Below are 13,375 nucleotides of genomic sequence, written 5' to 3' on the forward strand. Positions count from 1 at the left end.
AGCCTATGTCACTCAAATGATGCTGATGGCCCTATCAGTTGGAGCAACCGGTGCAGGGAGAGTAGTCGAACCCGTGAGGAACTTGTCGACCGCGGCCGCGCAAGCGCGTCCTTCGGCGATAGCCCACACGATCAGCGACTGTCCCCGACCGGCGTCTCCGGCGACGAATACCGACTCGGTGTTCGTCATGTAGTAGCCATCTCGGGCGACGTTGCCCCGGTTGTCGAATTCGATACTGACCTGTTCGTCCAATCCGGAAACTTCCGGACCGGTGAACCCGAGGGCAAGCAGGACCAGATCCGCTTTGATTACGCGTTCGGTTCCAGGCTTCGGGAGGCGCTTGCCAGCAACAAATTCTGTCTCTGCAACTGTAACACCGATCACCTTGTTTTGCTCAGTTCCCTCGCCGGAGATGAAGTTGACGGTCGAGGCCAGGTAGGTCCGCTCGCCTCCTTCCTCATGGGAGGTCTGCACCTCGAACAGCACCGGCATCATCGGCCACGGCTGGTCCTCGCGGCGTTCGGTGCCCGGCTGCTTGCCGATGGCCAGCGTGGTGACGCTGGCGGCGCCTTGGCGCAGAGCAGTGCCGATGCAGTCCGAACCGGTGTCGCCGCCACCGAGGACGATCACGTGCTTGCCCTTGGCGTCGATCGAGCGCTCGGACTTCAGCCCCGCCACCACGCGGTTGTTATCGGTGAGGAACTCCATGGCGTGGTGCACGCCGTCGAGGTGGTTGCCCGGCACTGGCAGCTCGCGCGGCACGGTCGCGCCGGTGGCCACGATGACCGCGTCGTAGTCGCGGCGCAGCTGCTTCCAACTGATGTCCTTGCCGATCTCGATGCCGGTGCGGAAGATCGTGCCTTCCGCTTCCATCTGCTCCAGGCGGCGGTCGATGACCTGCTTTTCCAGCTTGAAATCCGGGATGCCGAAGCGCAGCAGGCCGCCGATGGCCTCGTCGCGCTCGTACACCGCCACGGTGTGCCCTGCGCGGGTCAGCTGCTGGGCGGCGGCCAGGCCGGCCGGCCCCGAGCCGACGATCGCCACTCGGTGCTCGGTGTGCCTGGCTGGCGGCTGCGGCTCGAAGCCGCCGGCATCCATCAGGTGCCCGGCCAGCTCCGCCTCGACCTGCTTGATGGTCACCGCGGGCTGGTTGATCCCCAGCACGCAGGAGGCCTCGCAGGGGGCCGGGCACAGCTTGCCGGTCAGCTCCGGGAAGTTGTTGGTGGAAAGCAGCCGGGCTGCCGCGTCGTCCATCCGGCCCTTGTAGGTCAGGTCGTTGAACTCCGGGATCAGGTTGCCCAGCGGGCAGCCGTTGTGGCAGAACGGCACGCCGCAGTCCATGCAACGGCCGGCCTGCTCCTTCAGGGTGCCGGCTTTTTGGCGCTCCAGCACCTCCTTGTAGTCCATCAGACGCACCGGGACCGGGCGCTTGGGCTGGGTGACGCGTTCGGCCACCTTCAGGAATCCGCGTGGATCAGCCACGGGTCACCTCCAAAATCTTGTTCCATACCTGCGGCGAGTCCGGGTTCTGCCCGCTGGCCACCGCATCGCTGCGCAGCTGCTGCACGGCGGCGAAGTCGCGCGGGGTGATGCTGGTCAGCCGGCCGCGGGTGTTCTCCCAGTCCAGCAGCAGGCGGGAGGCCAGCGGGGACGCGGTCAACGCGATGTGCTCGGTGAGCAGCTCGCGGATGCGTTCGGCTTCCGCGTCGCTGACCGGGGCGACCAGCAGGTCGCCATGCTCGGCGGCCAGCGGGTTCAGCTTGGCCGGATCGAAGTCCAGCACCCAGGCGGTGCCGCCGGAGAATCCGGCGCCGAAGTTCCGGCCGGTGGCGCCCAGGATCAGCACCTGTCCCCCGGTCATGTACTCGCAGCCGTGCTCGCCGATGCCCTCGGTGACGATGCTCGCCCCGGAGTTGCGCACCGCGAAGCGTTCGCCGACCATGCCGTTGATGAACAGCTGGCCGCTGGTGGCGCCGTAGCCGACCACGTTGCCAGCGATGACCTGCTCTTCGGGCTTGGACAGGGTGGTGTGCGGCGGGTGGATCGCGATCCGGCCGCCGGACAGGCCCTTGCCCACGTAGTCGTTCGCGTCGCCGGAGAGCTTCAGCGTGATCCCTTCGGGAAGGAACGCGCCCAGGGACTGGCCGGCGCGGCCGGAAAGGTTCACCTTGATGGTGTCCTGCTCCAGGGTCTGCACCCCGAAGGTCTTGGTCACGTGGTGGCCCAGCAGCGTGCCGGTGGAGCGGTCGGTATTCACGATCTTCGCGTCGATGCTCACCGGCAGGCGGTCTGCCAGCGCCGGCGCGGCGGCGGCGAGCAGCTGCTGGTCCAGGTGCGTGTCCAGCCCGTGGTCCTGGCCGATGCGCCGGCGGCGCGCGGCCAGCTCGACGTCGGGGACATGGGTGATCGCATCCAGGGCCAGCCCTGCCACCTTGTCGTGGGCGGTGATCTGGTCGGCATCGGTGTCCAGCAGCTCGACCTTGCCGATCACCTCGTCCAGGGTGCGGGCCCCCAGCGCGGCGAGCAGTTCGCGCACCTCCTGGGCGATGAACTCGAAGAAGTTCACCACGAATTCGGCCTTTCCGGTGAAGCGTTCGCGCAGCGTGGGGTTCTGCGTGGCCACCCCCACCGGGCAGGTGTCCAGGTGGCATACGCGCATCATGATGCAGCCGGAAACCACCAGCGGGGCGGTGGCGAAGCCGAACTCCTCGGCCCCGAGCAGCGCACCGATCAGCACGTCGCGGCCGGTCTTCAGCTGGCCGTCGACCTGCACGGTGACGCGGTCGCGCAGCCCGTTGAGGATCAGCGTCTGCTGCGCTTCGGCCAGGCCGATCTCCCACGGGGTGCCGGCATGCTTCAGCGAGTTCATCGGCGAGGCGCCGGTGCCGCCATCGTGCCCGGAGACCAGCACCACGTCCGCCTTGGCCTTGGCCACGCCGGCCGCGACGGTGCCGATGCCGGACTCGGAGACCAGCTTCACGTGCACGCGGGCCGACGGGTTGGCGCACTTCGCGTCGTGGATCAGCTGGGCCAGGTCCTCGATCGAGTAGATGTCGTGGTGCGGCGGCGGGGAGATCAGCCCGACGCCCGGGGTGGAGTGCCGGGTCTTGGCGATCCACGGGTAGAGCTTCTCGCTCATTAGCTGGCCGCCCTCGCCGGGCTTGGCGCCCTGCGCCATCTTGATCTGGATGTCATCCGCATTGGTCAGGTACAGGCTGGTCACGCCGAAGCGCCCCGAAGCGATCTGCTTGATGGCGCTGCGCCGCTCGGGGTCGAGCAGGCGCTCGGGGTCCTCGCCGCCCTCGCCGGTGTTGGACTTGGCGCCCAGCCGGTTCATCGCGATGGCCAGGGTCTCATGCGCCTCGGCGGAGATCGAGCCGTAGCTCATCGCGCCGGTGGAGAACCGCTTGACGATCGAGGAGACCGGTTCCACCTCGTCGATGCTGATCGGGGTGATGCCCTCGGTCTTGAACTTCAGCAGCCCGCGCAGGGTCTTCAGCTGCGCGGCCTGGTCGTCCACCGCCTTCGTGTACTCCTTGAACACGTCGTAGCGGCGGGTGCGGGTGGAATGCTGCAGGCGGAAGACGGTTTCCGGGTTGAACAGGTGCGGCGGGCCTTCGCGGCGCCACTGGTACTCTCCCCCGGTCTCCAATTCCAGCGGCTGGGCGCCGCCGTCGATCTCCGGGTAGGCGCGCGCATGGCGGGCGGCGGCTTCGGCGGCCACCACGTCCAGCTCGATGCCCGAGAGCTTCGTGGCGGTGCCGGTGAAGTACTGGTCGACCACGCGCTGGGACAGGCCGACGGCTTCGAAGGTCTGCGCGCCGCAGTAGCTGGAGACCGTAGAGATGCCCATCTTGGACATGATCTTCAGCACGCCCTTGCCCAGCGCCTTGATCAGGTTGGCGCTGGCCTGGCTTCCGTCGACGCCGGGCAGCTCGCCGTTCTCGGCCATCTGCTCGACCGATTCCAGGGCGAGGTAGGGGTTGATCGCGCTGGCGCCGTAGCCGATGAGCAGCGCGATGTGGTGCACTTCGCGGGCGTCGCCGGACTCGATGATCAGCGAGACGCGGGTGCGGTTCGAGCTCTTGAGCAGATGGTGGTGCACCGCGGAAGTCAGCAGCAGGGACGGGATCGGCGCCCAGGCGGCCGAGGAGTCGCGGTCCGAGAGCACGATGTAGCGCACCCCGCGGTTCACCGCCGCGGAGACCTTCTCGCAGATTTCCTGCAGCCGGGCGCGCAGCTCGGATTCGCCGCCGGCCGGGCGGTACAGCCCGCGCACCTTCAGCGTGTACTTGGCGCCGGATTCGTCGCGCAGGTTCGCGATCTTGGCCAGCTGGTCGTTGGTCAGCACCGGGTAGTCCAGCGCGATCTGGGTCTGCTCGACGCGGTCCAGGGACAGCAGGTTCCCGTCCGGGCCGATCGCGGTGCCCATGGAGGTGACCAGCTCTTCGCGGATCGCATCCAGCGGCGGGTTGGTGACCTGGGCGAAGGACTGGGTGAAGTAGTCGAACAGCAGCCGCGGGCGCTGCGAGAGGGCGGCGATCGGGGTGTCAGTGCCCATGGCGGCCAGCGGCTCGGCGCCGGCGGCGGCCATCGGGGCCAGCAGCACGCGCAGCTCCTCGGTGGTGTAGCCGAAGGTCAGCTGGCGCAGGGCCACGGAAGCCGAATTGTGGCGAACATGCTCCAGATCCGGGAAGTCGTCCAGGGTCTTCAGGTTCTGCGCCACCCAGTCGCGCCATGGCTTGGAGGCGGCCACTTCAGCCTTGATTTCGGCATCTTCGACGATGCGCTGGCCGGCCAGATCCACCGCGAACATCTTGCCCGGGGCGACACGGCCCTTGGCCACGATGTGCTCTTCGTCGGTGTCGATCACGCCGACCTCGCTGGCAAGCACCACCAGGCCGTCGTCGGTGACCCACCAGCGGGCCGGGCGCAGGCCGTTGCGGTCAAGCACGGCGCCGGCCATCTGGCCGTCGGTGAAGCAGACAGCTGCCGGGCCGTCCCACGGCTCGATGAGCATGGACTGGTACTGGTAGAAGGCGCGCAAATCCGCGTCCATCTGGTCGTCGTTTTCCCACGGCTGCGGGATCATCATCATGATCGTCTCGGCGACGTTGCGCCCCGAGAGCATGAGCATTTCGGCGACCTCGTCGAAGGAGGCCGAGTCGGAGGCGCCGGCGGTGCAGATCGGGAACAGTTCCTCGGGCACCTCGCCGAGCAGCGGCGAGGCGAGGGTGGACTGGCGGGCGCGCATCCAGTTGCGGTTGCCCTTGACCGTGTTGATCTCGCCGTTGTGCGCGATGGTGCGGAACGGCTGGGCCAGCGGCCAGGACGGGAAGGTGTTGGTGGAGAAACGCGAGTGCACGATCGCGCAGCGGCTGGCGAAGCGGCTATCGGACAGGTCCGGGTAGAAGGGCTCAAGCTGCGCGGTGGAGACCATGCCCTTGTAGACGATGGACTGCGAGGAGAACGAGGCGAAGTACACGCCCATCTTGTTGTGCGCGCGGCGGCGGATGCGCCAGGCGGCGGCGTCCAGCTCGCGGCTGGTGGCGGCCGGGGCGCCGGCAGGGGCGGCGATGAAGAATTGGGTGATGCAGGGCATCACCTTGCGGGCAGAGGCGCCGAGCACGTCGGCGTTGACCGGTACCTCGCGCCAGCCGAGCACCGCGAGGTTTTCCTCGGCGGCCATGGTTTCCAGCTCTTCTTGGGCGAAGGCACGTTCGCCGGAGTCGGCCGGGAGGAAGCCCATGCCCACGGCGTAGGAGCCGGCGGCGGGAAGATCGAATGCGGTGACGCTGCGCAGGAATGCATCAGGCAGGTGCAGCAGGATGCCGGCACCGTCGCCGGTGCCCTCGTCGGCGCCGATGGCGCCTCGGTGCTCCAGACGGCGCAGGGCGGTCAGCGCATGGGCGACAATGCCGTGGCTGGCTTCGTTCTTCAGGGACGCAATCATCGCCAGGCCGCAGGCGTCCTTCTCGGCCGCCGGATCGTACAGCCCCTGCGCGCCGGGCAGCGCGGAGAAACGAGTGTAGGGCGAGGGGACTTCCTCGCCAAAACCTGGCGAGGCGTTCATCTGGACTCCGGTCATGCTCATGAGCGTGCCTTTCTGTGGTTCATGCAGGATAGGCGCGCGGCAGCCCCCGGTAAAGGGCTAATTCTTCGCAAGGACTTCCGGCCGCCTGGATGTTTCATCTAGCTGAAACTTTTCGACAGTGCTAAGCGGGGTCTGCTTGCGCATCGAGGTTTCGGGGACGAACATTTCCCACCTCGTTGTGGTGCTGCACCGGCAGGCCGTTCCAGGGGTCGATCAACCAGTTCGGTGCGTGGATCTCACGTTACGCAGGTTTTGTTTCTCCCATGCGCGTGCTTCTGTTTCCGCAATGTTAAAAACTTTTGTCCCAGTTCCCGCGGAAAAAGCAGGTTTTTTGGTGGAAAACGCCCGAAAACCGTTTTCGCCAGCCGATTTTGAAAGCCGCCCAATGTTTCAAGCATGTTGCGCACACGCGTCGGCATCCCGCCAAATTTTTCGCGCTTCTTCGCCATATTGGGTCCCTGGCTCGTCATGGAAGCCGATCCCGGAGGCCGCGGGACGGGTTAAACCAGCGGTGGCCGGCAAGCATGAATGCTTGCCGGCCACCGCAATGGGGCTATGGATTCGCTGCCGCTACTTCTCGTTCTGCGGATCAGCGCCGGTTCCCTTTTCGGACGCGGTTTCCGATTCGGACGTGTCCTGGGCACCGGTGCCTTCAGCTGGCTTGCCGCCTTCTGCCGGGGCCGGCGCGGGCGCCGTTCCTGGCAGGTAGAACGCATCGGCCTGCTGGCCGCGCAGCTTGCCGAGGACCAGGATCAGCGCGAGGATGCCGGCGATGACCATGCCGATCGCCAGCCACTGGTGCACGCGCAGGGCCAGCGGCCCGATGGCGATGACCTCGGCCGCATCCAGGCGCAGCGATTCGGTGAAGGTGCGGCCGATCCCGTACCAGATCATGTAGCAGCAGAACAGCGCACCACGGCGCAGCCTGAACTTCCGATCCAGCGCGATCAGCACGAAGGCACCGAGCACGTTCCACAGCGACTCGTACAGGAAGGTCGGGTGGAAAAGCGTGTCCGCGGGCAGCCCGGCCGGGAAGTTGTAGCTGTCCGGGTCGATCTCCAGGCCCCACGGCAGGTCGGTCGGCGCACCGAAGAGCTCCTGGTTGAACCAGTTGCCCCAGCGTCCGGCCGCCTGCGCCAGCAGCAGGCCGGGCACGGCGGCGTCGACGAATGCAGAAAGCCGGATGCCGGCCCTCCGGCAGCCGATCCAGGCTCCGAGCGCGCCGAGCGACACCGCGCCCATGATGCCCAGCCCGCCGAGCCAGATCTGCGGGATCTCAGCCAGATGCGCACTCTGCCCGCCGAGCCCGAAGTAGTACATCGGGTCGGTGATCAGCACATGGTAGAGGCGTCCGCCGACGATGCCGAAGGGGATCGTCCAGATCGCGATGTCCCAGAGCATGTCGGAGTTCCCGCCGCGGGCGGAAAGCCGCTTGTTGGTCAGCCACAGCGCGATCAGGATGCCCGCGAGGATGCACAGCGCGTAGGCGTGGATTGTCAGCGGGCCCAGCGAGATCTTCGAGAACTCCGGCGGCGGAGACGGGATCGAAGCCGGCAGGGCCAGGGCCAGCTGCGTGGCGAAAGCCATCAGGCGCGTCCGCTCAGCTCGGCGGCCAGGGCGCCGACTGCCGGCACTCCCCCGTCGCGCAAAGCGGCGACCAGCGCGGTGCCGACGATCACGCCGTCCGCGTAGGCGCCGATTTCTTCCACGTGCTCTCGGCGCGAGACGCCCAGGCCCACGCAGGCGTTCTCGGCGCCGGCGTTGTGGGCGGCGTCGACCACTGCCTGCGCGGCGGAGGACACCTCGGAACGGGCGCCGGTGACGCCCATCAGCGACACGCAGTAGACGAACCCGGAGGAAGCATCAACGGTGCGCTGCACGCGGGCTTCGGTCGAGGACGGGGCGATGAGGAACACGCGCTCCAGGCCGTGCTTCTCGCTGGCTTCCATCCACTCGGCGGCCTCATCGGGCACCAGGTCGGGGGTGATCAGCCCGGCTCCGCCGGCCTCTGCGAAGCGCCGGGCGAATTCGTCCACGCCCAGGCGCAGCACCGGGTTCCAGTAGGTCATGACCATCACGGCCGCGTCGGTGCGTTCGGTGATCCCGCGCACGATCTCGAAGATCTGCGGGACCTTGAAGCCGTTCGCCAGCGCCTGCACGGTAGCTTCCTGGATGACCTGGCCGTCCATGACCGGGTCGGAGTACGGGATGCCGATCTCGATGACATCCACGCCGTTCTCGGCCAGCGCCACGGCGGCCTCGATGCTGGTGGCGACGTCCGGGTAGCCGGCAGGCAGGTAGCCGATGAGGGCCGGACGGCCCTCGGCGCGGGCTGCGGCGATCTTCTGGGCGCTGGTGACGCGGGTCATCTACTTCTCCTCGGAGTTCTGCGAGCCGGAGTTCTGCGCGTTGGCCGCGCTGATTTCGGCCTCGGCGTCCTTTTCGTCGATCATGTTGAACCAGGCGGCGGCGGTGCCCACGTCCTTGTCCCCGCGACCGGAGAGGTTCGCGATGATGATCGTCTCCTGCGGCACAGCGCCCTCGGCGATCTTGCGGGCGGCCAACCGGATGGTGCCGGCCAGCGCGTGCGCGGACTCGATCGCCGGCAGGATGCCCTCGGTGCGGCACAGCGCCTTGAACGCGTCCATCGCCTCGGTGTCGGTGACCGGCTCGTAGGTGACGCGGCCGATGTCGGCCAGGTAGGCGTGCTCGGGGCCGACACCCGGGTAGTCCAGGCCGGCGGAGATCGAGTGCGACTCGACGGTCTGCCCGTCCTCGTCCTGCATCAGGTAGCTCTTCGCGCCGTGCAGCACGCCCGGGCGGCCCAAGGTGATGGTCGCGGCGTGGCGGTCGGTGTCCACGCCGTCGCCGCCAGCCTCGAATCCGTAGATCTCGACCGACGGGTCGTCGAGGAACCCGTGGAAGATGCCGATCGCATTGGAGCCGCCGCCGATGCATGCGGTCACGGCGTCGGGCAGGCGCCCGGCCTGGGCCAGGATCTGCTCGCGCGCCTCGTCGCCGATGACCTCGTGGAAGTAGCGGACCATCGCCGGGAACGGCGCGCCGCCGGCGGCGGTGCCCAGCAGGTAGTGGGTGGTCTCGACGTTGGCGACCCAGTCGCGCAGCGCCTCGTTGATCGCGTCCTTCAGCGTCTGGGAGCCGACGGTCACCGGGATCACGGTGGCGCCGAGCAGGCGCATGCGCGCCACGTTCAGCGCCTGGCGGCGGGTGTCCTCGGCGCCCATGTAGACCACGCACTCCAGGCCCATCAGGGCCGCGGCGGTGGCCGAGGCGACGCCGTGCTGGCCGGCGCCGGTCTCGGCGATGATGCGGGTCTTGCCCATGCGCTTGGCCAGCAGCGCCTGGCCGAGCACGTTGTTGATCTTGTGGCTGCCGGTGTGGTTCAGGTCTTCGCGCTTGAGGAAGATCCGCACCCCTCCGCAGTACTGCTCGGAGAAGCGCTTGGCTTCGGTAAGCAGCGAGGGGCGTCCGGAGTAGTTCTTGTTCAGGTCCTTGACCTGCGCGATGAACTCGGGGTCGTTCTTGGCCGCCTCGAAGGTCTCGTTCAGCTCGTCCATGGCGGCCATGAGGGACTCGGGCATCCATCGTCCGCCATACGCTCCGAAGTACGGGCCGCTTGCGTGCCTCAGCGACTGTGCATCGATCGACTGGCTGTGCTCGGAGTTCTCCGGAGTGCTCATCGATTCCCTCTTTTCTCGTACGAAGCTTGATTCGTGGTAAGTCTCGTGCCCCGCCGGAAGCTCCTGCGGGGCACGAAATGCAATTCTGGGTCCGACGCTGCCGTGCGCGGCTAGCGCTGCGGCTTGGCGTCGGTGCCGGCCTGGATGAACGCGGCGACCGAAGCGCGCGGATCGGCGTGCTTCACCAGCGCCTCGCCCACGAGGATCGCGTCGGCGCCGGCCGCACCGTACTGGGCAACCTGCTCGGTGGATTCCACACCGGATTCGGCGACGATCACCGCCTCGGACGGCAGCAGCGGTGCGAGCTTGCCGAAGGTGGCCGGATCGACGTCCAGCGTCTTCAGGTTGCGCACATTCACGCCGATGATCTTCGCCCCGGCCTTGATGGCGCGGGCGATCTCTTCCTCGGTGTGGGTTTCCACCAGGGCGTTCATTCCCAGCTGGTGAGTCAATTCTAGGAAAGATGCCAGTAATTCATCATTCAGCGCCGCAACAATGAGCAACACGAGGTCAGCGCCGTGCGCGCGGGCTTCATAGATCTGGTACTCGTCGACCGTGAAATCCTTGCGCAGCACCGGGATCTGCACGGCGGCGCGCACCGCATCGAGATCCTGGAGCGAACCGCCGAAGCGGCGCGCTTCGGTCAGCACGGAAATCACCGAGGCGCCACCGGCTTCGTACTCGGCGGCCAGGACGGCGGGCTCCGGGATATCGGCCAGCGCGCCCTTGGACGGGGACTTGCGCTTTACCTCGGAGATTACACGCAGCGTGGTGTCGCGGGCGGCCTGATCGGTGTGGCCGCCCAGCGCGGCGAACGCATCACGTGCAGGGGCGGCTGCCGCCGCTGCCTGCTTGATCGCTTCCAGGCTGGTGATTGCGCGACGGGCGCCCAGGTCTTCCCGGACGCCCGCGATGATGTCATCAAGAACAGTCAATTTAGTGCGATGCTCCACTGCGAGCGCCACCGACGCCGAAACCGGCTGCCTTCAGGATCCAGCCCAGCAACAGGCCGACTACGACGATGCCGCAACCGACCCAGACGATGGACCAGGCGAGGTAGGCGAAGGCGATGCCTGCCACGATTGCACCGACAATCATGGTCAGCACGCAGGCCCACGCTGCGATGGAGTTGCCGTGGCCAATCTCTTCGGTGTAAACCGGATCGATCTCGGTGTTCTGCGACATGTTCGATGTCTCCTCATGTTGTGATGCTGCGCCCCGGCAGGGCGTTGCTGCCGAAGGACGTTGGTCTTCAGGTTCCATTCTGCCACCTGCGCGCGAGAACCTCCTATTCCAGGGGCCTTCGTTGCGCGCCGGTGGTGCGAATCACGCTCGGCCCTGGGCTATTTCCCGCCAGCGGTCGGGTCTTCGCCCTGCGAGAGCTGCTCCCAGCTGGCGATATTGCGCGAGGACTGGTCCTTGGGCTCCACGCTGGCCTTGGCCGCTTGCCGGTCGTACTTGCTGGCCTTCGCGGGCCAGCGTCCGGCAAAGACCAGCACCAGCACCGCCTGCAGCACGATCAGCACGCCAGCAATCACCGCTACCGCCGGCCACGCGGTGAGCGCGTACTCGCCGGCGTTCTGGGCCAGGCCGGTGGCTTCGGCCACGGCGGTGGAGGCCACGGCCTGCGGGTCGCGCAGCGCGCCAATGCCGGCGGTGATCACCGTGGCGCCGGCGAGCAGGCAGATCGCCGCGATGATGTAGCGGGCGATCTTCCCGGCGATCAGCAGCGCCAGCGAACCGGCCAGCACCACCACGCAGACCGCGGTGACCGAGGCGGCCGCGGTCGCCCCGTCAACGACAATCTGCGGGATCTGCACGGAGCTGGAGGCCACATCAACGGTGATCCAGGTCCGGGTGGCCGACCAGAGGCCGATCAGTGCGCCGGCCAGGCCGAAAAGTGCAAGGCTGCGGGCGCTGGTCAATTTCTTCACTTCGCTTCACCTGATTCGGTGTTGATGGTGTGGGCGGCACGCATGGACTGCGCGGCCCAGACGGCGCGCAGCGGGGCGGCCGCCTTGTTCACGGTTTCCAGTGCCTCGTCGGCGAACTTCGAGTCGTTCACGATGCCGCCGCCGGCCTGCACGTAGGCGCGATCCCCCTTGAGCAGGGCGGAGCGGATGGCGATGGCCATGTCCATGTCGCCGGCGAAGTCCAGGTAGCCGACCACGCCGCCATAGATGCCGCGGCGGTACGGCTCGTACTCGTCGAGCAGCTGCAGGGCGCGGGGCTTCGGCGCTCCGGAGAGCGTGCCGGCCGGGAAGGTCGCGGCGAGCACGTCGTAGGCGTCCACGTCGTCGCGGGTCTTGCCGACCACGTTGGAGACCAGGTGCATGATGTGGCTGAAGCGCTCGACCTCCATGAACTGGGTGACTTCCACGGTGCCGGCCTTGCACACCCGCGAGAGGTCGTTGCGCGAGAGATCCACGAGCATCAGGTGCTCGGCGCGTTCCTTCTCGTCGTTGACCAGCGACTTCTCATGCAGCTGGTCGTCCTCGTAGTTGGCCCCGCGCGGCCGGGAGCCAGCGATCGGGTGCGTGACCACGTGCGAGTCGTTCACCGTGACCAGCGCTTCTGGCGAGGAGCCGACGATCTCGAAGCGTTCGCCGTCCTCGTTGACGAAGTTGAACAGGTACATGTACGGGCTCGGATTGGTTGCGCGCAGCACCCGGTAGACATCCAGCGCGTCGGCCTGGGTTTCCAGCTCGAAGCGGCGCGAAACTACGATCTGGAAGACCTCTCCGTCCACGATCGCGGTCTTGGACTTGGCCAGCGCCGCCAGGTATTCGTTCTCGTCCCAGGAATGGGTGACTGCGTCCATCAGGGTTTCGCGCGGCACATCGGTGCCGGTGAGCACCGCCGCGGCCGAATCCACCGGCACCGCGAGCTGGTCGAGCATCGCCTGCAGGCGGGCGACGGCGCTGTCGTAGGCCGCATCGACGTTCTCGTCGCTGCCATCGAAGTTGATGGCGTTGGCGATCAGCGTGACCGTGCCCTCGGCCGCATCATGGGCCGCCATGTCGGCGACCAGGTTCATGCTCAGCTCCGGCAGGTTCAGGTCGTCCGCCGGAGGGTTCGGCAGCTTCTCCCAATGGCGCACGCATTCCCAGCCGATGAAGCCGACCATGCCGCCAGTCAGCGGAGGCATGCCGGGAACCGGTTCGGTTTTCAGCGCACGCACGGTGTCGCGCAGCACCTCCACGCCCGCCCCGCCGGTGGGCAGGCCGTCAGGAGCGTGCCCCTGCCAGTAGGCTTCACCCCCGCGGGTACTCAGCGTGGCCGGAGAGTTCACCCCGATGAACGAGTAGCGGCTCCAGACGCCGCCCGGGGCCGCCGACTCCATCAGGAAGGTTCCGGGCCGCCCCTGTGCCAGCGTGCGATACAGGCCGATCGGCGTGAGCGAGTCGGCCAGCACGGTGATGGTGACCGGGATGACGCGGCGGTTCGCGGCCATGGCGCGGAAGGACTCGCGGGACGGGGAAATCTTGCCAAGGGTTTTCATCAATGTTCTTCTTCTACGTGTTCTTCGAGCCGGTGCTGCAACGCGCAGCTGGGTGCGGAATTCGCGGCGCCCGCCTGC

The 13,375-nt window shown here is 67.4% G+C and carries 10 protein-coding genes; all 10 read right to left on the bottom strand.

From position 1 onward, the window contains the following. Window positions 1–12 precede the first annotated feature (12 nt). Window positions 13–1,482, bottom strand: coding sequence for a glutamate synthase subunit beta (locus tag ACR9WD_RS09735; RefSeq protein WP_073706074.1), 1,470 nt, complete (start codon window positions 1,480–1,482; stop codon window positions 13–15). After that, entirely contained in the window at window positions 1,475–6,094 is a 4,620-nt protein-coding gene (gene gltB, locus ACR9WD_RS09740; protein ID WP_369826758.1) for a glutamate synthase large subunit, read from the bottom strand. Before gltB ends, ACR9WD_RS09735 begins: the two co-directional genes overlap by 8 nt. Before the next feature lie 236 nt (window positions 6,095–6,330). Continuing rightward, window positions 6,331–6,543 (bottom strand): hypothetical protein, encoded by a 213-nt coding sequence (locus ACR9WD_RS09745; protein WP_149597043.1) that lies wholly within the window; start codon window positions 6,541–6,543, stop codon window positions 6,331–6,333. Window positions 6,544–6,664: 121 nt separating this feature from the next. Next, window positions 6,665–7,681, bottom strand: coding sequence for a prolipoprotein diacylglyceryl transferase (gene lgt, locus ACR9WD_RS09750; protein ID WP_434922014.1), 1,017 nt, complete (start codon window positions 7,679–7,681; stop codon window positions 6,665–6,667). Then, window positions 7,681–8,463, bottom strand: coding sequence for a tryptophan synthase subunit alpha (trpA, locus tag ACR9WD_RS09755; RefSeq protein ID WP_038991798.1), 783 nt, complete (start codon window positions 8,461–8,463; stop codon window positions 7,681–7,683). Before trpA ends, lgt begins: the two co-directional genes overlap by 1 nt. After that, window positions 8,464–9,795: a tryptophan synthase subunit beta gene (gene trpB, locus ACR9WD_RS09760; RefSeq protein ID WP_038991799.1), complete on the bottom strand. Its 1,332-nt coding sequence runs from the start codon at window positions 9,793–9,795 to the stop codon at window positions 8,464–8,466. 110 nt (window positions 9,796–9,905) lie between these two features. Continuing rightward, the gene (gene trpC / locus ACR9WD_RS09765) at window positions 9,906–10,730 is read right to left on the bottom strand and encodes an indole-3-glycerol phosphate synthase TrpC (protein ID WP_066138847.1); all 825 of its coding nucleotides are present in this window, start codon (window positions 10,728–10,730) and stop codon (window positions 9,906–9,908) included. Window position 10,731: 1 nt separating this feature from the next. After that, the gene (locus tag ACR9WD_RS09770; RefSeq protein WP_066138850.1) at window positions 10,732–10,980 is read right to left on the bottom strand and encodes an HGxxPAAW family protein; all 249 of its coding nucleotides are present in this window, start codon (window positions 10,978–10,980) and stop codon (window positions 10,732–10,734) included. 158 nt (window positions 10,981–11,138) lie between these two features. Then, window positions 11,139–11,729: a Trp biosynthesis-associated membrane protein gene (locus tag ACR9WD_RS09775; RefSeq protein ID WP_066138853.1), complete on the bottom strand. Its 591-nt coding sequence runs from the start codon at window positions 11,727–11,729 to the stop codon at window positions 11,139–11,141. Further along, entirely contained in the window at window positions 11,726–13,297 is a 1,572-nt protein-coding gene (locus tag ACR9WD_RS09780; protein ID WP_073706070.1) for an anthranilate synthase component I, read from the bottom strand. The genes ACR9WD_RS09775 and ACR9WD_RS09780 overlap by 4 nt, the downstream gene beginning before the upstream one ends. Window positions 13,298–13,375 lie beyond the last annotated feature (78 nt).

The organism is Glutamicibacter sp. PAEs-4 (genome assembly GCF_051161755.1).
In the GTDB taxonomy this organism is placed as follows: Bacteria; Actinomycetota; Actinomycetes; order Actinomycetales; family Micrococcaceae; genus Glutamicibacter; species Glutamicibacter nicotianae.